Raw genomic sequence first — 24,400 nt, forward strand, 5'->3', positions numbered from 1 at the left:
CGACCTAGAATTGCTTTGTTACCTTCCAAGGTCTAACCTTATGTCACCAATCTCTTTTACTTGTTTTAACAAATAAGAAACTAAGGATTACTACAATAAATAATAATAGATAGGACATAGCGGATGAATAACCTGTTTCAAGGAACGTGAATGCCTGCTTATAAATGTGGTAACTAATAATTTCTGTTTCGGAACCAGGCCCACCTTTAGTTAAAATGTAAATTAAGTCATATGTTTTTAATGCATTAATAGTGCGTAGTAAAATAGCCACAGCCATAGTAGGTATCATCATAGGTAAAGTAATACGGAAAAAAGTCTGTATACTAGAAGCGCCATCAATAAATGCAGCCTCATAAGGTTCTTTTGGCAATGAGACGAGACCTGCAAGAAGTATTAAAACCATAAAAGGAACTTGATGCCAAATATCTATTAAAACAACAGACATTAATGCCAAGCTTTTATCCGCTAACCAAGCTTGGCTAGACAACCCGATCGTGTTCAACACATAATTTACAATACCAAGTTGTGGATGTAATAATAATCGCCAAATTAAACCAATAGCGACAGGAGTAATCAACATCGGTGTAATTATAATTGTAAAGAAAACTTTTTTTCCTTTAATCTTCCGGTTAAGAAGTAATGCTATAATAAATCCAAATATAAATTCAAAAAACACTACTGTAACAGTAAAAATAAATGTAACCCATATTGACTTTGCGAAGTATTCATTTTTGAATACATTTAGGTAATTATCTAAACCAACAAAACTTCCAAGTCCGGACTCTTTGAGTGAGGTTGAAAAAAAACTGGTAACAAGTGCATAGAGTAACGGAAATAAAACGATAACCCCTAAGATTATTAAAGCAGGATATATAAATATTGCTTCTTGTTTTCTTTTTTCAAACGCCACCTACATCTACTCCTATTTTCCCCCCTCTAATAAAAGGGGGGATTTTATAGCAATTATTTTTTTAATCAAGTTGTTCAATTTCTTCAGCTACTGTATCCAACGCTTCTTGAGGTGTTTTATCTCCAGAAACAGCAATCGATAATTCCCTACCTAATATCTCAATTAACTGAGGCGCTTCTGGAATAATTGGTATCATTTCTGATGTAGCTATAATATCTTGTACTTCGCTAAAATGAGGGTACTCTTCTAATACTTCTTCATCCCCAAATACATCCGATCGTGTAGGTGAACCACCAAGCATCGCCCGTTGTTTTGCAACATCGTGGGATTCAACCCAGGACAGGAATTGCCAAGATGCGTTTTTATCCTCCGCATTATGTGGAATCCCCCAACCCCAACCACCGTTTAATGATTTTCCAAACGGTATATGGCTAATATCAACTTTACCTGCTACTTGAGATTCATCTGGATTATTCAGTTTAGGCAACATAAAATTGTAAGAAACAAAAGATGCTGCATTTCCTTGAGCAAATACGTTAAACGCCTCATCGAAACCAAAACCATTGGCTCCCGGGGGTGCTGCATTTGTCATACTGTCAATATATAGCTCTAATGCCTCAACTCCAGCTTCGTTATTAATTATTGCTTTTCCACTCTCATCAAAGAAATTTCCACCGGAACTGAACAGATAATTCAACCATTCCATTGTGATTGGATCTGGCCTTAAGCCTTGCATTGCAGAGCCGTATATTTCACCGTTTGTTTCCCTAGTAATAAATTTACTAATATTTAAGTATTCATCAATACTTTCCGGAACTTCTAAATCTCTTCCATATTCTTCTTTATATTTACTCTTTAATTCAGGATCCTCATAAACATCAGTCCTATAAACTAAAGCCATAGCGTAGTTATAAAACGGCAGCATATAAGTAGTTCCATCTACCTGACCTACCATGTTAAACATTGAATCTAAGTAGACACTTGTGTCAAAGTCATCCTTATTAATATATTCATCTAAAGGTTCCAACCAACCAGCAGATGTAAACTCACCGACCCAGTAATTATCCACAACGATAACATCATAATCACTTGACGTACCGGTCAGTTGTGGAATTAATTTTTCATGCATTGTTTCATAAGTAATTACTTCAAAATTGAGCTCAATTCCCGTTTCTTCCGTAAATTGGTCAGCAATTTCTACTACAAATTCAGTGTCTGGAAGTGACTCCATCAATATATTTAACTTCTGCTTCCCTTCACTAGCGTCTTCATTTTCACTATTTGTTGAAGAATTACATGCAGTGACTGTCAGTAATATTAACGTTAGAATCAAAGCAAGAAATCTTTTTGGCATCTTAACCCTCCTCATTGAGTTCCCATCTATTTTAAAGACCCGAAACTCATACCACTTACTAAATATTTTTGTATAAACATTGATAATAAAATAACTGGTAGAACTATCAGGATTACGGATGCACTTAATTCAGCAATCATAACGCCTTGATGTGTATTTAGGTTTGCTATTGCAACGGGCAATGTTCTTGACTTTGTACCAGTTAATACAAGTGCAAAAATAAATTCATTCCATGCCATAATAAAACTAAATACTCCTGCTGATATAATACCTGGGGCTGCGATTGGTATAACGACTTTTATAAATCCTTTAAATTTTGAAGCTCCATCAATTTCTGCAGCTTCATCTAGTTCTTTTGGAACGGACTCAAAAAAGTCTAATAACAACCAAATAACATACGGTAAACTGAATGTCATATAAGTCGCGATCAAGGCAATCCAAGAGTCTAAAAGTCCAACAGATTTAATTAACACAAAGATAGGAATTACTAACACAATGGGTGGCAGCATTTGAGTTCCCAAGATAGATATTTTTAACGTGTCTCCACCTCCTTGGCGTAACCTTACAAATCCATATGCCGCCAGTGAGCCAAAAATCAATGATAATATTGTAGATATTAGAGAAATCCCTAAGCTGTTTGTGAAATTATGGAAAAATGTTGAATCATTAATGACTGCTAGATAATTGTCTAGGGTAGGTGTGACTAACCATTTAGGTGGTATTTGATATGCTTCCACCTTTTTAATTAGTGAAGTTCTTAAAATCCACAGTAATGGCAATAGAAAAACTAGTGAAATGATTGTTAATGCAATGTAAGTAAAAACATCCATAATTCTTTTTTTTCTTTTCATCTGTTTACACCCCCCTTTCGCATAAAACCCTTCGTGAGCGCTTGTTTGGTCTAAAAACGAACAGGCGTCACCTTGTAAAAAACTGTTCATTAATACATAATCATAATATTTAGATAATTTATGGGCTAATCATTAAAACAAATCTCAAGCTAAGTAATGACATTAGATTTGAAATACTTTTGTCAGTACCCAGCGGAGGGATTGCTTTGGCATTTTTGTTATTGTACCTACAACATTTTAATCCCATGAATATAAAGTTTTTTGATCAGTATTTAAAAGTGCAAAGCCGAGTTATTTAAACTTTTAATCCATAAATGCCCCTCCATTAACTGATATGGCTTCTCCTGTTACGAAACCAGCATCATCACTTGCTAAGAATGAAACCACGTTTGCTACATCCCCGGAAGTTTGAATTCTACCTAATGGAGTATCACTTATCATAGATTCTTTTATCTTTTCCACGGTTACATTTTTTAAGGAACTTTCCCATTCTAACTCTCTCTCCTGCATTGGAGTCGACACATATCCGGGACAAACCGAATTTACGGTAATATTGTGCTTTCCAAGTTCATAAGCCATCGCCTGAGTCAGTCCTACCGCTGCAAATTTGGATGCAACATAATGTGCAAGAAACGGTACATTACCTTTTTTACCCGCCATAGAGGCTATATTAATGATTCTTCCTCCCTTTTTTTGTTTGAGGAACTGCTCTACAGCCACTTGTCCACAAAAGAATACCCCTTTGGTATTCACATCCATATTTATATCCCACTCTTCTTCAGTCAGCTCCGTAAAGTTATTCATTGTAGAAACACCAGCATTTGAAACCCACACTTTTAAATCACTATATTGATCCACAAAAAAATCCATTGCCTCTGTAATAGTAGCCTTTTTTGTAACATCAATGAAATGACCTTCCGCCTGACCGCCCCGTTGTATAATTTCATCTACAACCGCGTTGACTGCATCCATATTCCGCCCAGTAACTCCTATAGCATAACCATCTTGTGCCAACCGTAGGGCAATTTCCTTACCTATTCCACTCCCGCCCCCTGTGACAATTGCTAAACCTTTATTTGAATTCATTGAAAATCATCTCCTATCTATTGCTAAACGTGGATAATATATTTTTTAACTTTGTACAAACTGTTGCTATACTACATAGACTCTTACATTGCTACCCTAGTGAAGAAGTGGTGAAAGCATTTAGACTCCTCTTTTGATGCCCGCTTATCTTCTTTTATGAAATGTTGCAACGACATGATATCTCTCCGCCATTATTTACTCGAATTTAAGGGCTTCTAATTTCATACTTCAACCAAGAATGACCCTAGACGACTTCTTTTACGTAAGACATAATGATAAAGAATGGGAAAGCCGCTTTTTTACTTCATACTAGTGTTGTACGCATGTAACAAGCGGCCAAATTTGAATACATGTTTGAACGCTGCATGTTTCAGGTTTATTTGGTGTTCACTTTTGAAAGTATTTTATCAAACCTAGCAATCACTTCATCTATCGTTTCATATGATATTGTTAATGGAGGAATGAGTTGAAAACGGTTGTGGAAAAATCCTCCTTTTTCAAAAATAATCCCTTCTTCCAAACAAGCTTCTAATATTTGTTGAGCTTCTTCGTCTGCAGGTTCTTTCGTCTTTTGGTCTTTAACGAATTCTAAACCAATATATAGACCTCGAGCATCAATCTGTCCAATTATCGGATATTTCCTTTGTAATTCACGTAAGCCGTTTGCAAAGTAGTCTCCTTTTTCCTTAACCGATTTTAGGAACGCCTCATCTGACACTTGATCCAATATTTTATTACCAGCAGCACATGCAATAACATTTCCTGCTTGAGTTGATACGTGTGCACCAGGTCCCCAGGCCTCCAATATATCCGCTCTTGCAACTGCTGCGGATAGTGGTAAACCTCCACCAAGTGCTTTCGATGTTAATAACATATCGACTTCAACATCTTCCCATTCAGTCGCCCATAGACGCCCTGTTCTTCCTAACCCTGTTTGAATTTCATCCACGATCAAGAGAATTCCATATTCATCTGCAATTTTACGTAAAAACTTCAAGTACCCTTTAGGTGGTATATAATAACCAGCAGAACTTTGGAAAGGTTCCACGATAATTGCTGCTACGTTAGAAATCCCGCTTTTTCCTTCTGCATAAGGAGTTTCTTTACTTTCTAGTAAAAACTCTAAATAATGCTTAAGTTTACTTAATGTATACTCCTCCGCTGACTCTCCAGTTGGTGGTTCTCCAAATGGTCCACGATACGCGTAAGGGAAAGGGAAATAACCAACACCTGAATCTTGCGGTTGAATCGGATGGAAATATGGTCTCATTCCACCCTTTGTAGTAAATGGCATCGCACCATAAGTAACTCCGTGGTAATCACCGTACGCTGTTAGTACCATTGACCGTCCGGTATAATAACGTGCTGCTCGAATCGCTAATTCAACTGAATCAGATCCTGTAACGCCAAAAACTACTCGCGCATCTTCTCCTTTAATAGGTGTCATTTTAGTAAGTTTTTCAGCCATCTCAATTCGCTCGGGATGTGGGAAATCAAAATAATGTGTTAGCTTACCAGCCTGTTCTGATATCGTTTTCGTTATCTCAGGATTGCATTGTCCTAAGGCTGAAACCGAAAAACCAGATAATAAATCGATATATTCTTTCCCATCTACATCGTACAGTTTGTCACCAGACCCTCTCTCGATAATTGGAGGAACAGGAAACAACGATAATCCTACCTGGCCTCTTGATTCGACATCTAACCACCGGCGCGCCCAGTCCTTACTTTTTTCATCACCATAACTCATATTGTTTATCCGCTGCTGCAATTGTTCCTCATTAATTGATAGTTTTTCCCGTTGTTTCATTTCATTTGATTGATGCTTTACCATCATCATAGCCTCCCATAAAATATAATTTTCTGTTTGTTCTATAACTCATTTTCCATAAACCTTTTTACCTGCTTCATCGTTGGCATTCCATGTTGAGCACCGAATTTAGTGACCGAAAGAGCTCCAACTGCCACGGCGAATTTCGTCGCTTCAGAAATATTTTCTCCAACACTTAACTTTACGACCAAACCTGCGTTAAATGAGTCTCCCGCTCCAGTTGTATCGACTACTTGGACTGGATAACTTGGGTGATGCACTAATTTACCATCTATATCTATAAAGTAAGCACCCTTCTTTCCTTTTGTCATGACAATTTTCTCTGGAAACCTTGCTAATATTTCCTCAAAACTTTGCGTGCTAACCTCATCTTCCTGGAACATTTTCTTCAATTCATGTTCATTTGGTGTTATGTATGTAACCTTGTCTAATAGCTTGTCTGGTAAAGTCATAGAAGGTGCTGGATTTAAAACTACGGGGATTCGATGAAATTCTGCAATTTCGATCGTCTTAATAACAGTCTCTAATGGAATTTCAAGTTGCACTAATATAATGTCCGACTGTTTAATAACTTCTTCTTTATCTTGTAAATTATCTGGAGTCAAATGATGGTTTGCTCCCGGCACTACAATAATTTGGTTTTCACCATTGTTAACAGTAATTGAAGCTATTCCGGTACTAGTTTCTGGGACCTCTATAATATGCTCTGTAATAACTCCTTCATTCTTTAAATTTTGAATTAACTGTTCTCCATATATATCTTCTCCTACACAACCGATGAGCGTAACCTCTGCTCCTAGTCTTGCACAAGCTACCGCCTGGTTGTTTCCTTTTCCACCAGATAATGTAGTGAAGCTTTTTCCAAGAACCGTTTCACCCTGGCGCGGTATACGTTGTGTTTCTACTACTAAATCCATATTTAAACTTCCCACCACTGTGATCTGCGATTGTTTCATAAACTCCATTCTCTCCATCCCTATTATTTAAATGCTACTGCATTGTGAATTTCTTAAAGTAATATGACATCGGGTTCATGATAATCGATTTAAACATTAGCGCTTATAAAAATGTAATTTTTCCTAAGTAAAGTTCAATAATGCCATAGGATGTTGATCTTTAGTTTAATGCGACATAGCCGATCGTTTTTATTTGGCTTGGTCTTGTTTAACTCGTGTTGTCCTTGCTATATCAATCGATTTTTATTTATTTTTTCTAATAAACATAAAAACACTACTTTTTAATACAAGTTTATTAGTTCTACTATTATATAAGTTGACCCATTTAAATATGACAAAAAATAAACCCGTTGATTAATTAAACGCATCAACAGGTTCGAATTTATTACTACAATGTTTGTTTTTGTCAGTTGGGTTGTTGGGAAAACATTAATGTAATAAAACGAAATGTCCTTCCCATTGAGTGAAGAGCTTTTATGTTTTATTTATTATAGATGAGTTGAGCCATGCTGTGTGGGTTTGAACGAGTAATAAGGGTAAGATAAGTAGCCATTTGTGAATCAGCGCACCAAAAGTACGGAGAAAAATAAATTTATATTGCATGAGAAGGAATGACAAAATTATACAGGACGTTACTCAATGATTATTTACCATCTGTTTATTCGAAAAAACCAGGATAAATATATAGAAGTAAATTGGGCTGGTTTGGCATTGGTTGTTACAGATCGTGCTTCAAGAGAGGTGTTGCCTGCGTATATTTTTTGTCGATTGGATCTTATAATCAGTTGAGTTATATAAAATCTGTAAATTGGTTTACAGCACACATTCATGCTTTAGAATTCTTTGGTGGTGTACCGAGGATTTGAATCCAGTTAAATTAAAACATAGGGGGTACATGTATTAGATGCTAACAAAAAATATAAGCAACCTTAGCCCGTATGAATTTAGAGCCAAAGCCGCTTATCTTGGTTTTGATTATTTTACTGTCTACTTGACAGGGTGCTGTTCAGTTATTTTCTACTTTCAGATAATAAAGCAACGATTAGCGCCCCAAAAATGAGCATTGTAATCATTTGCTAAAATACTGTCATACGACATCTGGACAGAATACAGACTCTCTAGATATGATACGATGACTTCCAAAAATTAAATGTATAGCGTTGGATAATTGGTCTCCTGTAACTCAAATATCCTATTACTAATAGTCAGATAAGCTTCTTCAATGCGTCAACAGCTATCTTGATATCGTCTTCTGTATTGTAAAAATGAGGAGCTATACGAATAACATCAGCTCTGGCAGAGAGTAGAATATTTCTTTCCTTTAACTTTGCTTCTATCTTGTTTGCGTCCTCTACTTTTATAGCTGTATTAGATCCTTTTAATGTTGGGTCTAACGGACTTGCAATGTTCAAACTATTATCTCTGCAATAATTGAGTGTGAATTGCGATAATTCTTGTAAACGTTTTTCTATGTTTTTCACGCCAACACCCAAAATAATATCAAGAGCGCTATCGGCCGCAAATCCATTAATCATTGGGAAAGTTCCCGTATCGAATCTTCGCGCTCCTTGAGCATAGTTTACATTCTCGCCATCAAAAGCGAATGGATTTTCCTGTCCGAACCAACCAGTTATTCTTGGCGATAAAGTGTCAGCTATTTCTTCTTTAACATACAAGAAAGCAATTCCAGGAATACCAAGCAAGTACTTTTGCATACCTGCAGCCAGAAAGTCAATATCTAGTTTTTTCACATCTATATCCACTTGACCTGCTGATTGGTAGGCATCTACAAAAACATAGCCATCTCTTTTTTTTGTGTGATGTATAACATTTTCTAGATTAGATATAGCACCATTATAAAACGAAACATGAGGGACGGAAACCATAAATGTTTCGTCATTTATTACTGTGCTATAATCATCTTTATTATAATCTATATACTTTACCTTATAATTGTTTTGGGACAACGCTACATGACCAATGCATGGAAAATCTTCTTTAGAGACCCAAAAATCTTTTTTACCTTCTTCAGGGTTCAAGCTTGTAGCTATTGAAGATATTGCGTGTGAAACCGATGAAACAATTGCGATTTCTGAGGGTTTTGCATTTATTAGTTTAGCAAACTTCATTCTTGCATTTTCACATACTTCCATCCATAGACCCCAGTTCATGCCATCTTTTTCCCAAGTGTTTATATATTTATTTATACTCTCTTTAACATTATGATGAAGCGCACTTTGAGAACAGCTAGATAGCTGGATCTTATCTTTTAAAATAGGAAATTCCTCTCTCACTAATTGCATATCTTTCATTTATATCCCTCACCTTTTCTGTCTCTATAACTTTATTGCTGATTAAATTATAAAGTATTAATTTATATACTTCTGTAAACAGGATTACTAAAGTATAAATTATTCTTCAGAACTATAAATTTCTTTAAGCTTTGAAATGCTTTGTATATGATAGTGTTTATCCATTTTAGAAACAATGCCTTCTTTTCTTAACTTATTTAATTCATTCGAAACAGTTACTCTAGAAGAACCTATAAAGTCTGCTAATTCTTGATGTGTAAATTTAATTCCTATTCTTGTGGAATTATTTATATCTTTTCCCCCATATGTCTTTGCAAGATAAATCAAGGCACTCGCTAATCTTTCTCTAGTATCATTAAATGCAAGGTTAGAGTGAGATTGGGTTAAGACCTTTGTTTTTAAACTCAATATCTGTAACCATTGCGTCAAAGTTTTTTCTTCAGAAAACGTAATTTTACGAAATTTTATTTTATCTACTTTTAGTAGAGTTGACTCTGTTACCGCTATTGCTGACGTTGAGTGAACGTGATCCCCTTGAATAAAATCTTCCCCTAACAAACCATTTTTCCCAATAACCATTAACGTTTTCTCTTTACCATTTACTGTATTTAGATATGTTCTCACTCTTCCATTTAAAACTATATATACATAGTCTAAATCGTCTCCTGCATTAAAAACAAAATTATTCTTTTTAAAATGAATAACTTTGCCTTCTGTATCAAAAACACTCCAATTATAAGGTAAGTTATCTAACCAAGGTGACGTAAGTTCATCAATAAAAGTCATTCTTACTAAAAACCTTCCTTCATAAAAAATTTCAGTTTAATAACTATTATTATACGTCAATTATATAGGTGAATTTACATTTGTATAAGATAACTAATTATAACAATCTTGAATTAAATATATCTTTCGCTTGCACCTTCATTCTGCCTAGGCTGTTTTACAGGTAAACCACCTTCTCCTTCAAATCGTCTTCCCCACCCGCTAAGAATTGCATATAAAAACACAATGAAAAGCATTGCAGGAAAGAATGTTCCAATCGCTATCATTAATGGGTTAATGGGCTGTACGAATGTAAAGTTTTCAACCAAGGCATTAATATTAGCGTACGTAATAATAATAAATGAACTGCTAAATGGTATTAAAATTGGCAGCGAAGATGCAAATCCAGATAACAGATTACCTCTGCGATAAGGGTGAAGTTGTTTTTTCTGACCAATTTCATCTGTCAAAGGCCCAAACATCATGCAAGTAGGTCCATTTGCGCCTCCTAGGCTAATTCCAGAGATCGTAGCTCCTATCATAATGATGAGCTCTGTTCCTCTTTCTGTGGCAGCAAACTTACTGTTCATCAAATCATTTACTAACCTGTCCATTGCACCACTTTCTTCAAGAACTCCTATAATACCAAACAAAGGTATTACAAAAGCAATGGTACCAATAACTCCTGTAACGCTATCGATAAGAAACCCGCTTAATGCACCTTCTTGAACCATAAATATATTACTTATATCAATCGCCCCAAAAAGCACAGCCACGACAATCCCAATGATTGTTCCAACGGTTGACGCTAAAAATATATTTTGACTTTTGACTGCTACAACTAACAATATAATTATAGGAATTAACATAATTAAACCATGTGGATCAGAATATTGCTCTATTAATTCATAACCTTCTGCATTGATTTTATTTCCAGTGCCACCAAATATCAAAAACAGGATACTAGCTAAAATAGCTGCTGGAATAACATAACGCAGACGCGATTTGACCATCCCCATAATATCTGCATTGCCTTCTTTTTTTGTGTACTTTTGAGTAATAGAGCTTGTAATGGTTACATCTGATATAGGCCCCATACTATCACCCATAATAGCCCCACTTAAAATAGCTCCAGCCAATATTATTGGATCAGAACCTAATAAAACCCCCGCTGGATAAAGTAAAGGAAAGGCTGCAAATAATGTTCCTATTGATGTACCAGTCGCAGCAGCTATAATCCCCGCTACAAGAAAAGTAAATAAAGTGAATAAAGCTCCCGTTAAATGAAGTTCCATACCAACCCAAACGAACCCTTCTGCAGCACCAGCTTCTCCCATCAACTTTCCAAAAAAGGATACTATAAAAAGAATAAGTATTAATGTATTGGCAATTTTCGATGACATTCCTTTAATAACCGCATCCCAATACTTAGCATTACTTTTTGCGAAGAGACTACCAATAATTAACGCAATAAATCCTCCCATAGCCAAAGCTTCCATCTCATATACTTGGAACACAACGAAGAAAAGAATACACGATATCATAAAAATAATTAATGGTAAAAATGCTAATGACCGATTTATATTAAATTCGAGTAAGTATTCTTTCGGTTTAGACATAATTAAAACACCTTTCCCTTTGAAGATTCAATAAAGTAAATTAATTGAATCAATTTCAGATTTTATAAATGGAACACTATAGATAGCGCTATCATTCATGAATGACATTAATCCAATTAAGTTACGGAACACTTAACATTACGTTAAACATTCATGGTTTACGTAAAGACACTATATCATTTGTAATCGCATTCATTCCTTTTTAAATTTAATTCTTATTAGTGTACATCCAACCCTTCCCATTCAATTTATCACTTTAACTTAAGCGATAGAACATCACCAAACAGATTAATACACAAGGTTTTTAAAGGAATTGACTTCATTAATAGAAGTCCTCAGGGCAGGGGGAAAACCTCTCAGGGTATTGCTTTTTTAAAATATACTAACTATATTATATAAACTTTCTTTACTAAACTCTGTAGTCTACACTACAATTTATACGTTTCAGTTATACATTTTCCTCATAGTCTACTTTCCGAAAAAACAATTTCAGATTAGACAGTATTATTCTTTTATTAGAAACGATTGATTTAGTCAAAAACACTCGATGTCATTTTCAAAATCATGGATAAACATGATAAAAAACCTCCCTTAATATATGGAGATTTTCAGTATATTACCTCAAGAAGATACAGAAATCAAACAAGGGGAATGTGAAGAAAATAACCTTCTTTCGGCCGGAATAAAGCGAAGCTATACAATATCAAGTATATAAATGAATAAATATTTCCTGTTCGCATAACTGTTTGAACAAACTAAAGATCATGACATTATCAATACGTAGGCTAAATGGATTTCCAGGCGATTCGTTCGGGCCCGGTGTAATCCTTACTGTCATTATAATCGTAGAAATCACCGTCAAAGTCTTGATGGACTTTCTCCAAAATGCTGTGTCGCCCGGAACAATATCGCCTTCGAGAACCAACTCTCAGTAAGGAACATCACTGTGTTGATACCCATTATCAGCATCTACGCTTGCTTGATAAGTCTTCGTTGCACTCACTGGAGCAAGCTCGTATGTATACTTTTTATACAATAATTTTAAAAAATCTGCCGGTTCTGATGTGCACCCCAAAAGTTAGAGTGAAAATCTGCCTTTTGGGAGTTTTTTATATGAAAAAGAACGCTGATCACCCTTTCGATCAACGTTCTTGACTAAATTTGCTTGTGCTATTTTTGTGGTTCAGATGGGTTGGAGATGCTTGATAATGCGTCCCCTGCTGCATCATCGGACATGTTGTCAACGGCTAAGTCTCCGAGCGCTACCATTCCGACGACTTGATCGTTTTCAACGACAGGCAGGCGGCGAATTTGTTGCTGTGCCATTAATTGGGCAGCCTCCTGAGCACTCATGTCAGGTGTGCCTTGGACAATGCTTTGGGCAGTCATCGCTTCAGATACAGGCGTTTGTGCTGCTTCACCATCAGCTGTAGACCGTAACGTAATATCGCGGTCCGTAATAATTCCAACCATCTGCCCGCTGTTATTCACAACTGGCACAGAACCGATATTACGAGCACTCATTAATTCTGCTGCTTCTTGGATGGACTGGGTTTCCTGGATTGTTTCCACATTGGACGTCATCACATTTCTTAATTCATGCTGCATCATAAAACCTCCCTTTCATCATTTAGGATGAGTCATTTCCCCTAAATTTATAAAGGCAATTTTTGCTATAAAAGGGGTTTCTCGGTTTTTTCACGATGCGCAGTTTAATATGTGATGATGAAAAACGTTTTCGGTTCATGTAATTTCTTTCTCACAAATTTCTTCGCGTTACTTTTTCGCCGTTGTAAGAAAATAAAACTTTCCGATCATCGACATATGTTTCCATATAAATCGTGCGTCCCCATAGCTGATATATATAACTGAGCACGTTTTCCAAATACGGGAGGTCGAGCTCGATGCCTTCATAGGCGTGAATTAAATACAGTCCACCATTTTTCAAGTAATCGCCGTTCTCTACGTAAATATATGGAAAGCCTCCGTTCACTCTTGCCGATACGAGCTGGTCACGAACATTTTCGTACTCTTTATCGGAAATACGGTAATCTCTTCCTTGTTTTTCGAATAAGTACATATCCTCTTGCCGAACTAAGTCTTTCGTTAAATAGTTTCGGATGAAGGAAATATCCGCTTCGAGTTCTCTCACTTCAAATATTTTTTCCTTACCGCTATTCGCTTTAATCCCTCTTTCCTTCATTTCTTTCGTCGGATTGTTATAACGTTCTTCAATATTTTCAAACATTTTTAAACCGAGGTAGTATGGGTTAATTTGAGTTTTTGATGGCTGAATGACACCTGCGTTTAATTTGGCAAACTCAACCGTTTCCCCTGCCGTTAAATCCATTTCCCGCAAAATCCGCTGATGCCAGTAGGATGCCCAGCCTTCGTTCATGATTTTCGTTTCGAGCTGTGGCCAGAAATACAGCATTTCCTCCCGCATCATCGTTAAAATATCGCGCTGCCAGTCGTCCAGCTCGCGGCTATGGTTCTCGATAAATAATAGCAAATCCTTTTCCGGTTGAGCAGGGACCTTTTTCTCCTTTTTTACCGGTTTGCTTTGCCTTTTGTCAGCATTATCCAAATCCCATAAATCATCATACGGGGTTGTTGCTTTTTGCAGTTGTTCTTCGCCATTTTCCGGATATTCCGATCGAATAATTGCTGGGTCAATATGCTCTTGAATTGACAATACCGCATCCAAAAACTTTTCCACTTCATCTTTTCCGTGAATCATCTCATAATGACTTACCCGCTCGGCCGTTGCAGTCATGCTCTCAACCATATCACGCCGCGTGTTGGAAAAACGTACATTGTTTTTGAAAAAGTCACTGTGAGCGAGTACATGGGCGATGATGAGCTTGTTCTGAATCAGGCTGTTCGTATCAAGCAAAAAGGCATAGCAAGGGTTAGAATTAATGACAAGTTCATAAATCTGGCTTAAGCCAAGATCATAGTGGAGCTTCATTTTGTGAAATTGCTTTCCAAAGCTCCAATGGGTGAAACGGGTCGGCATGCCATACGCGCCGAACGTATATATAATATCCGCAGGGCAAATTTCATAACGCATCGGATAAAAATCAAGTCCAAAGTCCGAAGCAATTTCCGTAATTTCATCAATGGCTCGTGTTAATTCTTTCTCCAAAAACGACCCCTCCTTTCTATAGTTTATGATGGAAGGAGTGAATCATGAACAATAATACAGAGATTGGTTTTCATTTAACTTTCATTGTCCTTATGTATTTTTTAGTCATGTTGTTCTGTATGTTTTCCTCCATAAAGGAAACGTTAAATGATGGGAGGGATTTATACATGGATCATTTTTTATCAATAGAAGAATTTAATGACCAATTAAGCAAATGGAATGGTAAACGGGTAAAAGTATCTAAGTTGGAAATGGATGATGTGGATGAAACAGTACTCGCGCTTGAGTATATTTCATATGAAAAGGATACACGGAGGCTGGATGATTATGAATCCATGTACACGTTGGAACTAAACGGCGCAGGTATGACCCAGACAGATAATGAGCGGAATGAACTGCAGCCGCTTCCATCATCTTTATATGAAATCCCGCTAGAAAACAACACGTTATACGAATTCGATGAATCGGAATTTATTATTAGCACGGACCGTGCGGTTTATAAAATTGTCCTTGCGTAACGCGTGTTTACGGATATTTGGGATAACTGATATTTTAAAGAACAACGGAGATATATTTTTCCATGCAGCTTGCCCCCATTTCGTAATTAAAAACGAATGTAGGATTAGAGAGCTATTTGGCAAAAATTAAATGGAGAAAACATCCTTATTACTACATTCGTATAGAAGTGTAAAAAGGGGGCATGATATTGAAAAAATTTGTGCATATTGTTCTGTGTATGTTGTTTTAGTTGTCTGGATTAAATGATAGAGGATATTGTGATGCAATTCCTGTTTGAAAAATACTAGACAGATGCATCAATACTGTGCAAATTCTGGTAAAGAACACCGGGAGTGATTTTTCGTGCTAACGAAAGTGAGTGAGAATGGCTGTGGCGTTTTCTTGCGTGACCGGAATTCATGCAAGCACTCTTGTTCGGGCACGAGGCAAGTTGCAGCTTGACCGAAATTCGTCAGAGTATTCCTTTTGAGGCACGAGGCGATCCTCAGCGTAACCCAAATCCGTGCAAACAATCCGTTTGGGGTACTCGGCACGTTCCATCGTGACCGAAATTCATCAAAACACTCCACTTGAGGCACGAGGCGATCCTCAGCGTGACCGAAATCCGTGCAAACAATCCATTTGTGGTACGTGGCACGTTCCAGCATGATCGAAATTCACCAAAGCACTCCATTTGGGGCACGCGGCGATCCCCAGCGTCCAAAATTAAAGCTTACATCCGCTATAAGACAGAAGCGAAGCCCCCTAAAAAAAGACCGTAAACAAAGCATCGCCATGGCTGGGGTGCCACAGCGTGCCCATCTAAATATTTTATGTAGTAAGGAAGTGTTACACTTCCCTACTTGCGCTAAAGAACTCCTTCATCGCATGGTAAACGTCATTTTTATTTTTTAATATATAATTTTTGAATTTCGGGTTATCGATTCGCTTGTAGGCGTTCATTAAGGTGGAGTAGCGACTGAACACATTCACTTCTCCATAGCCGAACATATTGGAAACATCCATGATGTCATGCACAAGCTTTAAGCATTTCGGGTTATCGGATGTTAGATTATCGCCATCGGAAAAATGAAATGGGTAAATATTGTAACGATTCGGGCTGTATTTTTCTCCGATCAGTTCCAATGCCTTATAATAAACGGATGAACATATCGTCCCACCGCTTTCGCCCTTTGAAAAGAAGGCTTCTTCACTGACCACCTTTGCTTCAGTATGATGGGCAATGAAAACAATTTCGACGGTATCGTATTTTGTTCGTAAAAATCGAGTCATCCAGAAAAAGAAGCTGCGGGCCATATATTTCTCGAAGCTCCCCATGGAGCCGCTTGTGTCCATCATGGCCAAGACTACTGCTTCGGATTCAGGTTTTGTGACGTCATTCCACGTTTTAAAACGTAAATCATCCTGCTGAATTGGAGCAATCGACGGACTTCCTTTTGTCGCATTTCTTTTTAAAGCCGTTAAAATAGTTCTTTTTTTATCGACGTTGCCCATTAAACCTTTTTTGCGAACATCATTAAACTCAATTTTTTCGGTTGTCAGTTCAGCTTTTTCTTTTTGTTCGAGATTTGGCAGTTCAAGATCTTGAAATAGCACTTCTTCAATTTCGGCGAGCGATACTTCGGCTTCATAATAATCAACACCCGGCTGGTCACCTGCTTTTTTCCCTTTCCCTGGACCAGCTCCTTGCTTGCCCTGTCCGTCACGGGCAACAATATCGCCTACCTTGCTGTCACCATCACCTTGACCGACGTGTTTCGTTTTATCGTAATTATAGCGGATTTTATATTCGTCAAGGGACCGAATCGGAATTTTAATAATCTCTTTTCCATCAGAAGCGATAATGCTTTCTTCACTAATTAAATCAGATAAATTGTCTCTGATCGCCTCTTTAACTTTATCCATATGCCTTTTTTGATCTTGCTGGCCTTTTCGATGGAGGGACCAGTTTTCCTTGGAGACGACAAAGTTTTCTTTTCCGGCTTGCATCCCATCTCCCTCCCTATTTAAGGTGAATCGTGTATTACTTTATTGTATGCACCGTTTGCCTGTTCGTACTTCCTTTTTTGGCTTGGCAGACGGTGCAATGAGTACAGCTACATAATTCCAAAAACAAAACTAGCGGTTGAGCAGGCTGCCGACATAGCGCAGCAGTTCATTGGCGGAAATCGAGTTATAACCATGTTCATCAATCAGTCTGGCAATAACCTCATTAATTTTCTTCAATTGGGATTCATCCGGCGTTTTCGATGTCGTCGTTATTTTCACGACATCCTTTAAATCGGCAAAAAGCTTCTTCTGGATGGCCTCTTGCAAACGTTCATGCGAGTGATAGTCAAATGTTTTTCCTTTTCTGGCATAAGCGGAAATACGAATGAGTATCTCCTCTCGAAATGCTTTCTTCGCGTTTTCCGAAATACCGATTTGTTCCTCAATCGAGCGCATCAATTTTTCATCGGGATTCATTTCTTCTCCTGTTAACGGATCACGGAGCTTGTTTTTATTGCAAAATGCTTCCACATTGTCCAAATAGTTATCCATTAACGTTATCGCTGACTCCTCATACGAGTAAACAAATGCTTTTTGCACTTCTTTTTTGGCCATTTCATCGTATTCTTTACGGGCGATGGAAATATAGTCTAAAAAGTCTTCTCGGTCCTCATTGGAAATGGATGGGTGTTGATCCAAGCCTTCCTTCAATGACCTTAATACATCCAATGCATTGATTGCCGGCACATCTTTCCGGATGATGGCTGAAGAAATGCGGTTGATCACATACCTTGGATCAATACCGCTCAAGCCTTCATCGGTATATTCATTTTTTAGTTCATCCATATCAATTTGGTTTAAACCTTCGACATTTTCTCCATCATACAAACGCATTTTTTTCACGAGGTCGATCCCTTGTTTTTTCGAATCCTTTAATCTTGTTAAAATGGAAAAGATGGCAGCAACTCGCAATGCATGTGGAGCTACGTGGACATGGGCGATATCGCTTTGCTTAATCATTTTTTGGTAAATACGTTCCTCTTCACTTACTTTTAAGTTGTACGGAATTGGCATAACGATAATCCGCGAATGTAGTGCTTCGTTCTTTTTATTAGAGATAAACGATCGATATTCCGCTTCATTCGTATGGGCAACAATTAAAGAATCTGCACTAATTAACGCAAAACGACCTGCTTTAAAATTGCCCTCCTGGGTTAATGACAACAGGTGCCATAAAAACTTTTCATCACACTTCAGCATCTCCTGAAATTCCATCATGCCACGATTGGCCTTATTCAGTTCCCCATCAAATCGGTATGCACGCGGATCGGATTCGGATCCATATTCGGCAATCGTCGAAAAATCGATGCTCCCGGTCAAATCGGCAATATCCTGTGATTTCGGATCCGATGGGCTGAATGTACCAATACCAACGCGTTTATCTTCGGAAAAGAAAATGCGCTCCACCTTGACATCCTCAATTTGTCCGCCATATTCCTTCTCGAGTCGCATCAAATTCAACGGGGATAAGCTGCCTTCCACACGGATGCCGTACTTTTCATAAAATTCCTCTCGCAGTTCTTTCGGAATCAAATGCAATGGATCTTCATGCATCGGACAGCCTTTAATGGCATACACTGCCCCTTCATCAGTGCGCGAATATCTTTCCAGACCGCGTTTCAGCATTGTAACAATGGTAGATTTTCCTCCACTTACCGGCCCCATCAAAAGTAAAATACGCTTCCGAACATCAAGACGCCGTGCCGCTGGATGGAGATATTCCTCCACAAGCTTTTCAATCGCATCCTCCAAGCCAAATATTTCACTGCCAAAAAACTCGTACTTCCTTTGATCATTTTCCTCCCGCAAGCCAGCATATTTGATCATATTATAAACACGTGAATGGGAGGTTTGAGCTACTTCAGGGCGCTCCTTTACAATTTCCAAATAATCGGCAAACGTTCCTTCCCACATCAGCTTTTTCTCTTCTTCTCTATGACGCTTTAACTTGTTTAAAATATCCATTGTTTCCCTCCATCTATATCTGAGGTTTATACAGCTTATGCGTACAGGGCACTTGTCATGCACGGAACTTTTTTAGAACAGTATTGTTAAGAAAGTTTTGTTGATCAGCAAGCGCGGTTTATAAAAGCTTCTCTGGCCGAATACAATGGGATGATGTATTATTCTTTTTTGTCTACCAATAAGAAAAGCACAAGCGCCCTGCCTAGAATCGTAGCGACTGGACTGAAGCAACTAAGATAAAGGAATCACGATGAGCACCGCGAATCGATGATGACTTATTGCAAGGCGCTGCAGGAAGTCGCCTAGTTTCTGGGCGCTTAAGCTAGACAGCTATGCACAAAATTATATACATTCTTATCTTTTAAGAAAAGCACAAGCGACCCCCAAAGGCTAAAAAGCGCAACATTCTGGGACTGCACTTAAATGCTCTTCCCACCAAGAGATTTGTTGCAACGCCTGGGACTGCGCGTGAATGCTCGTCCCATCGGAAAAATTTGCACTAGAACATCCTGGGACTGTAGCTACGCTTTCTTCCCACCGAAAACATTTGTACGTCGAATCTAGACAGCTATGCGCAAAAATTTATGCTTTCTTACCAATGAAAAAGCTGCTGAAGTTTACCTCAGCAGCTTTTTCCATTTATTCGTGTTCATAATCGATGATTGCCTCGACATGGAGGTTGTCATTGGATGTTTCGACGAGTGATCCTACCAGTTTTTCTCCGTTTGATCCATAATTCTCCTTAATCGATTCCCATTGGGATGACGGCTTAAAAATAATAGTAAAATACGGATCCTCTGAATATTTATACTCAATTTTTAAATCAAATGTACCGTCCGGGTTCACCCTCGTTTCGTCTGTGACCCCCCAGCGATCAGAATAATAGCCGGAAATTTTGCTTCCTTCTAGAAGATTTGATTTCCCTTTTACATAAAAGTATTCGTCATCTTCTGTAATCTCCTCAACTTCAATTCGTACACGCGGGTCCCCGTAATCGTCCGGTTTTTCATTCCAATCCGGTTCGGAAAATGCGTATGTATCTTCTTCGGAATCAGCCGGCAAATCTAAGCGGACAACCGCCTTTTTTTGCGGTTCTCCCCATTGCTCATCCTGTAATACGTATGGGCCTTTTAGTTCGTTCCCGCCTTCACCGTAATGCTCGACTATTTCTTCCTCCTGCACTTGATCTGCGAACCCAAAAGTGACGACGACTTCTGCATCTCCATATTGATGATGATCCATTTCCATTTTGAACCTGCCTTTATCATCAACCAGTTCCGTTACATCGGCAAATACTTCTTCGCCGTCATCCACATATAAAACACCGTGGACACGAGACCCAGGCAGCAGGTTGCTTTCACCAGCAATAACAATTTTATCCTCTTTTTCTTTTACTTCTCCGCCCATGTATACTTTCGGGTCTCCAAGATCGGCCCCGCAAGCTGTGAGAATGAACATCGTACTTACGAGCATGACGAAGAACATCAACGTTTGTTTCAACGACCTACCTTCCTCTCTGTTAACTGCTGCTTACTCTTCTTTTTTAGGATCTTCTTCCTGATCAGCTTCATCGTCCGGATTTTCCTTTTCATCTTTCGTATTTTCTTCATTTTCTTCTGGTGCTTGCTCCTCGTCAACTCCTGTTGATGAGGCATCTGCACCATCTTCCTCAAAGCTGCCGTCCCATGGAATGCGCTTTTCAATAAACTGTTTATCCGTGCTGTATTTATTGTTTACGACAAGGTCACCAACGAGCTTTTGTCCTTTTTTCCCATAGGCTTCTTCAATTTCGTTCCACTGGTAGCCATAAGGCTCGAACGTGATGACAATATCTTTATCCTCCAGATACTCGTAATCAAATTTAAAATCAAAAGATCCGTCAGGCTTGACTTGGGTCTTATCCTTGTTATATCTATACTCTACTTTAATCTCACTACCTTCCATAATGTTGCTTCGCCCGTGAAGGTAGAAAAATTCCCCGTCTTCTGTAAGCTCTTCTACTTCAATCCAAATCCTCGGATCACCATAATCATCCGGCAAATCGTACCAATCCGGTGCCTGAATCGCTAAGTTTGTTGTTTCGCCCGGTACGTAATCTATTTTTGCTTCGGCCTTTTTCAATATTCCTTCATACTCTTCATGCTTGTAAATAAACGGTCCTTCCAATTTTTGTCCTTTTTCTCCGTAATGCCTCTTTATCTCATCATCTTGCACGGTATTAAAATCAAATCGTACAATAATTTCCGCTTCACCGTACTCGTGATGTTCCAGTTCCATGTGGAAAGATCCATCTTCCTGAACAAGTTCAGTTGTATCCGAGAAAACCTCTTTTTCTCCCTCTGTCACGACGACGACCTCACCAACCAATCGGGATCCCGGTAATAGATTACTTTTTCCTTCAATGACAAACGTATTGTCCTGTTCCGTAACTTCACCATCAAGTTGAACTTCATAGTCTCCTAGTTCGGCTTCTTTCTCTTCCGTTACCGGTTCTTCCTCGGCTTCGGCAGCTGCTTCGTTCGCTTCACCTTCATTTGTTTTTTCATCTTCATTTTGTCCGCAAGCGCCGAGCAGCATGACAATGAATATCATACTGATCAGCCCAAATAATTTTTTTCGCATCGTTTATACACTCCTTCTTTTAAAGGTCATTCAAAAGTCCGGTAAAAATGGCTTCGATCTTCTCTTTCACGAGCTTTTAACGTAAATTAATAACAATTTCAACACGACGATTTTTCGCTTGGCCTTTCTCCGTATCATTGGATGCAATTGGTTTTGCATCTCCATATCCTTTTGTCGTAAAAGATGCCTCAGTTTCCTTCAACTGCTCTTCTAAATATTCCTTTACTTTTTTCGCTCGTTTTTCCGACAGTTCCAAATTGTAATCCTTCTTGCCGACGTTATCCGTATGACCATTAATGACGATTTCGAGATCTTTTTTATTAAATGATGTTGCGAGTGTCTCACTTATTTCCTTTAAAACATCCTTGGAAGAGTCTTTTAAATCATATTTGTCAAAATCGAATAACACATTATCCGGAACAAGCATCGTTACTTCAGAGCCTTCAATATTTAATTCCACGTTATCCGGCACTTCAATTTCAGCCGATTCCTGTTCGATAACTTTTTGCACATACTGTTTATCACTATATTTATCCTGGACTACGAGATCACCGACGAGCTTCTGTCCTTCCTTCCCATATCGTTCCTCTACTTCATTCCATTGCGAATGGTGACTTGGTTTAAAATCGATTTCAAACGGTGTATCTTCTTTGTATTCATACGGAAACTTCAAATAAAAAGAGCCGTCTGGCAATATCCTTGTCTCATCCAATCGATTGCTCCCATAATTCACAAAAATATTGCTTCCTTCTACAAGGTTACTGCGACCTTGTAAATAGAAAAATTCTTTATCGTTATTAATTTCATCCACTTCAATCCATATACGCGGATCCCCCATGTCTTCAGGTATCGGGTGCCAGTCAGGTTCTTTGAAATGGCGGACCGCTTTCTCTTTTCCAGGTTCAAATGTTGCTGTTGCTTTAGCCTGTTTAAAAATATTTTGTGGATTGCCGCCGCCAACTTCTCCTTGGTGCTTATATATGTATGGACCTTCCAGCTCTTGTCCTCGATCGCCATAATGTCTGATAATCCCATCATCCTGTTGGCCGTCAAAATGGAATTTTACAGCTACCTCTGTTTCTTCGTCTAAATTATGATTTGCAATTTCCATATGAAAGGTGCCATCATCCTGTATGATTTCTGTCGTGTCGGCAAAATATTGTTTGTCTTCTTCATCTCCAACAGACACTTCACCAATCACTCGTGCACCTGGTAACAGATTGCTTTCCCCATTAATGATAATATTATCTTCTTTCTCAATCATTTCTCCACCGATAAAGACTTCATAATCCCCTAGTTCAACATCTGGACTATCTTCAGCGGCTTTTCCATCTTCCATTTCTTCTTTTTCTTCTGGTTGCGGATCCGTTTCTGCCTCTTTCGGTTCTTCTTCAGGCTCTTGCGCCTCTTCTTCCGTCTCCTCAGACTTCTGCTCTTCTTTTGGCTTCTCCGCATCTACCTCTTCTGCCTCTCCATCTTCCTCAGGAGCTCCACAAGAAGCTAAAACAAGCAGGATGATCAAAGCAAAAGAAATAAGCATTCTATTTTTTTTCATCGCTCTCACTCTACCTCCTTCGATTTCCCTGGTTTATATGCATATAAAAGGTGCCGAAAGGAGAATTGGTCCCCGGCTTTTTTACGAATTATTTTTTATCATAAGCATTACTTCCCATGGTAGCAAAAATAAATTCTCAAAACATGAGCATATAATCACGTTTTCATGGAATCGTATCGGCTTAACAATCATTACTTTTCGGTCTAATAAGTTAAAAAAGAGTGTTTTTAGGACGAAAAAACTACTATTTATTATGGTTAAAATTTATTTGAGTCTTTGTTCCTGATACAAAGGAATCTCTCAGGGTTATCCATTTATTTCCACAATAAGCTCTAATCAAAAACTTCGCAATGATAGCAAATCAACATTTTACGAGAAGGAGTTCGGCGAGATCGATAGTAGGTATCTGTACTTGGGGGTGTTATATCCATTCTCGGAAGCGATATATCCGCATCTGGAGGCGGGATATCCGTACTTGAAACGTTATATCCACACTCGGTGGCAGGATATCCGTACTTGGAACATTATATCCGCACCCGGAGGCGGGATAACCGTACTTGAAGCGTTATATCCACACTCGGTGGCAGGATATCCGTACTTGGAACATTATATCCGCACTCGGTGGCAGGATATCCGTACTTGGAGCGTTATATCCACACTCGGTGGCAAGATATCCGTACTTGGAGCAATATATCCACACTCGGTGGCAGGATATCCGTACTTGGGGCTTTATATCCGCACCCGAAGGCAGGATATCCGTACTTGAGTCAAGTCCTTAATTATGTGTAATTTAAGATACAAGGTTTTCAACTATTTGTACGGTTTAAGATTTAATTTTATTTGGTTTGGAGGGGCCCC

At 38.3% G+C, this 24,400-nt stretch carries 18 protein-coding genes; 2 read left to right on the forward strand and 16 right to left on the reverse strand.

Features of this window, described 5'->3' with window-relative positions:
• Positions 1 to 43: 43 nt before the first annotated feature.
• The 6 genes from ACLIBG_RS10755 to rbsK form a co-directional block, all read right to left on the reverse strand.
• Positions 44 to 910, reverse strand: a complete 867-nt coding sequence (locus tag ACLIBG_RS10755; RefSeq protein ID WP_439312763.1) for a carbohydrate ABC transporter permease — start codon at positions 908 to 910, stop codon at positions 44 to 46.
• A gap of 61 nt (positions 911 to 971) precedes the next feature.
• Positions 972 to 2,264, reverse strand: a complete 1,293-nt coding sequence (locus ACLIBG_RS10760) for an extracellular solute-binding protein (protein ID WP_439312764.1) — start codon at positions 2,262 to 2,264, stop codon at positions 972 to 974.
• 26 nt (positions 2,265 to 2,290) lie between these two features.
• Positions 2,291 to 3,115: a carbohydrate ABC transporter permease gene (locus ACLIBG_RS10765; RefSeq protein ID WP_439312765.1), complete on the reverse strand. Its 825-nt coding sequence runs from the start codon at positions 3,113 to 3,115 to the stop codon at positions 2,291 to 2,293.
• A 303-nt stretch (positions 3,116 to 3,418) separates the two neighbouring features.
• Positions 3,419 to 4,201 carry an SDR family NAD(P)-dependent oxidoreductase gene (locus ACLIBG_RS10770; protein ID WP_439312766.1) on the reverse strand — a complete coding sequence of 261 codons (783 nt, stop codon included), beginning with the start codon at positions 4,199 to 4,201 and terminating at the stop codon, positions 3,419 to 3,421.
• 376 nt (positions 4,202 to 4,577) lie between these two features.
• Positions 4,578 to 6,035, reverse strand: a complete 1,458-nt coding sequence (locus ACLIBG_RS10775; protein WP_439312767.1) for an aspartate aminotransferase family protein — start codon at positions 6,033 to 6,035, stop codon at positions 4,578 to 4,580.
• A 38-nt stretch (positions 6,036 to 6,073) separates the two neighbouring features.
• On the reverse strand, positions 6,074 to 6,997 hold the full coding sequence (gene rbsK, locus ACLIBG_RS10780; RefSeq protein WP_439312768.1) for a ribokinase: 924 nt from the start codon (positions 6,995 to 6,997) through the stop codon (positions 6,074 to 6,076).
• 630 nt (positions 6,998 to 7,627) lie between these two features.
• Between rbsK and ACLIBG_RS10785 the strand changes: the two genes are divergently transcribed.
• Positions 7,628 to 7,777 (forward strand): hypothetical protein, encoded by a 150-nt coding sequence (locus ACLIBG_RS10785; RefSeq protein ID WP_439312769.1) that lies wholly within the window; start codon positions 7,628 to 7,630, stop codon positions 7,775 to 7,777.
• 416 nt (positions 7,778 to 8,193) lie between these two features.
• Here ACLIBG_RS10785 and ACLIBG_RS10790 read toward each other — a convergent pair whose 3' ends face one another.
• The 5 genes from ACLIBG_RS10790 to ACLIBG_RS10810 form a co-directional block, all read right to left on the reverse strand.
• Positions 8,194 to 9,300, reverse strand: a complete 1,107-nt coding sequence (locus tag ACLIBG_RS10790; protein ID WP_439312770.1) for an aminotransferase class V-fold PLP-dependent enzyme — start codon at positions 9,298 to 9,300, stop codon at positions 8,194 to 8,196.
• Positions 9,301 to 9,399: 99 nt separating this feature from the next.
• Positions 9,400 to 10,086 (reverse strand): Crp/Fnr family transcriptional regulator, encoded by a 687-nt coding sequence (locus ACLIBG_RS10795; RefSeq protein WP_439312771.1) that lies wholly within the window; start codon positions 10,084 to 10,086, stop codon positions 9,400 to 9,402.
• A gap of 113 nt (positions 10,087 to 10,199) precedes the next feature.
• Positions 10,200 to 11,684 carry a Na+/H+ antiporter NhaC family protein gene (locus ACLIBG_RS10800; RefSeq protein ID WP_439312772.1) on the reverse strand — a complete coding sequence of 495 codons (1,485 nt, stop codon included), beginning with the start codon at positions 11,682 to 11,684 and terminating at the stop codon, positions 10,200 to 10,202.
• Positions 11,685 to 12,854: 1,170 nt separating this feature from the next.
• A complete protein-coding gene (locus ACLIBG_RS10805; protein WP_439312773.1) occupies positions 12,855 to 13,292 on the reverse strand; it encodes a CBS domain-containing protein in 438 nt (145 codons plus the stop codon).
• 151 nt (positions 13,293 to 13,443) lie between these two features.
• On the reverse strand, positions 13,444 to 14,832 hold the full coding sequence (locus ACLIBG_RS10810) for a SpoVR family protein (RefSeq protein WP_439312774.1): 1,389 nt from the start codon (positions 14,830 to 14,832) through the stop codon (positions 13,444 to 13,446).
• 44 nt (positions 14,833 to 14,876) lie between these two features.
• Between ACLIBG_RS10810 and ACLIBG_RS10815 the strand changes: the two genes are divergently transcribed.
• Entirely contained in the window at positions 14,877 to 15,350 is a 474-nt protein-coding gene (locus ACLIBG_RS10815; protein ID WP_439312775.1) for a hypothetical protein, read from the forward strand.
• Between the two features lie 829 nt (positions 15,351 to 16,179).
• Here ACLIBG_RS10815 and yhbH read toward each other — a convergent pair.
• The 5 genes from yhbH to ACLIBG_RS10840 form a co-directional block, all read right to left on the reverse strand.
• Positions 16,180 to 17,340 carry a sporulation protein YhbH gene (gene yhbH / locus ACLIBG_RS10820; protein ID WP_439312776.1) on the reverse strand — a complete coding sequence of 387 codons (1,161 nt, stop codon included), beginning with the start codon at positions 17,338 to 17,340 and terminating at the stop codon, positions 16,180 to 16,182.
• A gap of 129 nt (positions 17,341 to 17,469) precedes the next feature.
• Positions 17,470 to 19,365, reverse strand: coding sequence for a PrkA family serine protein kinase (locus ACLIBG_RS10825; protein WP_439312777.1), 1,896 nt, complete (start codon positions 19,363 to 19,365; stop codon positions 17,470 to 17,472).
• A 639-nt stretch (positions 19,366 to 20,004) separates the two neighbouring features.
• On the reverse strand, positions 20,005 to 20,865 hold the full coding sequence (locus ACLIBG_RS10830) for a hypothetical protein (protein ID WP_439312778.1): 861 nt from the start codon (positions 20,863 to 20,865) through the stop codon (positions 20,005 to 20,007).
• A 30-nt stretch (positions 20,866 to 20,895) separates the two neighbouring features.
• Complete coding sequence (locus ACLIBG_RS10835) at positions 20,896 to 21,987, reverse strand: hypothetical protein (RefSeq protein ID WP_439312779.1); 1,092 nt, start codon at positions 21,985 to 21,987, stop codon at positions 20,896 to 20,898.
• Positions 21,988 to 22,063: 76 nt separating this feature from the next.
• Positions 22,064 to 23,542 carry an OmpA family protein gene (locus ACLIBG_RS10840; RefSeq protein ID WP_439312780.1) on the reverse strand — a complete coding sequence of 493 codons (1,479 nt, stop codon included), beginning with the start codon at positions 23,540 to 23,542 and terminating at the stop codon, positions 22,064 to 22,066.
• Positions 23,543 to 24,400: the final 858 nt, after the last annotated feature.

It is taken from the genome of Virgibacillus sp. W0181, assembly GCF_051846915.1.
Classification (GTDB): Bacteria; Bacillota; Bacilli; order Bacillales; family Amphibacillaceae; genus JBPYCR01.

Bases quoted from the DNA above. Each gene is read 5' to 3' on its own strand.
- ACLIBG_RS10765 (WP_439312765.1), bottom strand. From the start codon at position 3,115: ATGAAAAGAAAAAAAAGAATTATGGATGTTTTTACTTACATTGCATTA.
- ACLIBG_RS10790 (WP_439312770.1), bottom strand. From the start codon at position 9,300: ATGAAAGATATGCAATTAGTGAGAGAGGAATTTCCTATTTTAAAAGAT.
- ACLIBG_RS10805 (WP_439312773.1), bottom strand. From the start codon at position 13,292: ATGCAGCATGAATTAAGAAATGTGATGACGTCCAATGTGGAAACAATC.
- ACLIBG_RS10800 (WP_439312772.1), bottom strand. From the start codon at position 11,684: ATGTCTAAACCGAAAGAATACTTACTCGAATTTAATATAAATCGGTCA.
- ACLIBG_RS10785 (WP_439312769.1), top strand. From the start codon at position 7,628: ATGATTATTTACCATCTGTTTATTCGAAAAAACCAGGATAAATATATA.
- yhbH (WP_439312776.1), bottom strand. From the start codon at position 17,340: ATGCAAGCCGGAAAAGAAAACTTTGTCGTCTCCAAGGAAAACTGGTCC.
- rbsK (WP_439312768.1), bottom strand. From the start codon at position 6,997: ATGGAGTTTATGAAACAATCGCAGATCACAGTGGTGGGAAGTTTAAAT.
- ACLIBG_RS10840 (WP_439312780.1), bottom strand. From the start codon at position 23,542: ATGAAAAAAAATAGAATGCTTATTTCTTTTGCTTTGATCATCCTGCTT.
- ACLIBG_RS10760 (WP_439312764.1), bottom strand. From the start codon at position 2,264: ATGCCAAAAAGATTTCTTGCTTTGATTCTAACGTTAATATTACTGACA.
- ACLIBG_RS10775 (WP_439312767.1), bottom strand. From the start codon at position 6,035: ATGGTAAAGCATCAATCAAATGAAATGAAACAACGGGAAAAACTATCA.
- ACLIBG_RS10795 (WP_439312771.1), bottom strand. From the start codon at position 10,086: ATGACTTTTATTGATGAACTTACGTCACCTTGGTTAGATAACTTACCT.
- ACLIBG_RS10770 (WP_439312766.1), bottom strand. From the start codon at position 4,201: ATGAATTCAAATAAAGGTTTAGCAATTGTCACAGGGGGCGGGAGTGGA.
- ACLIBG_RS10815 (WP_439312775.1), top strand. From the start codon at position 14,877: ATGAACAATAATACAGAGATTGGTTTTCATTTAACTTTCATTGTCCTT.
- ACLIBG_RS10825 (WP_439312777.1), bottom strand. From the start codon at position 19,365: ATGGATATTTTAAACAAGTTAAAGCGTCATAGAGAAGAAGAGAAAAAG.
- ACLIBG_RS10835 (WP_439312779.1), bottom strand. From the start codon at position 21,987: ATGCGAAAAAAATTATTTGGGCTGATCAGTATGATATTCATTGTCATG.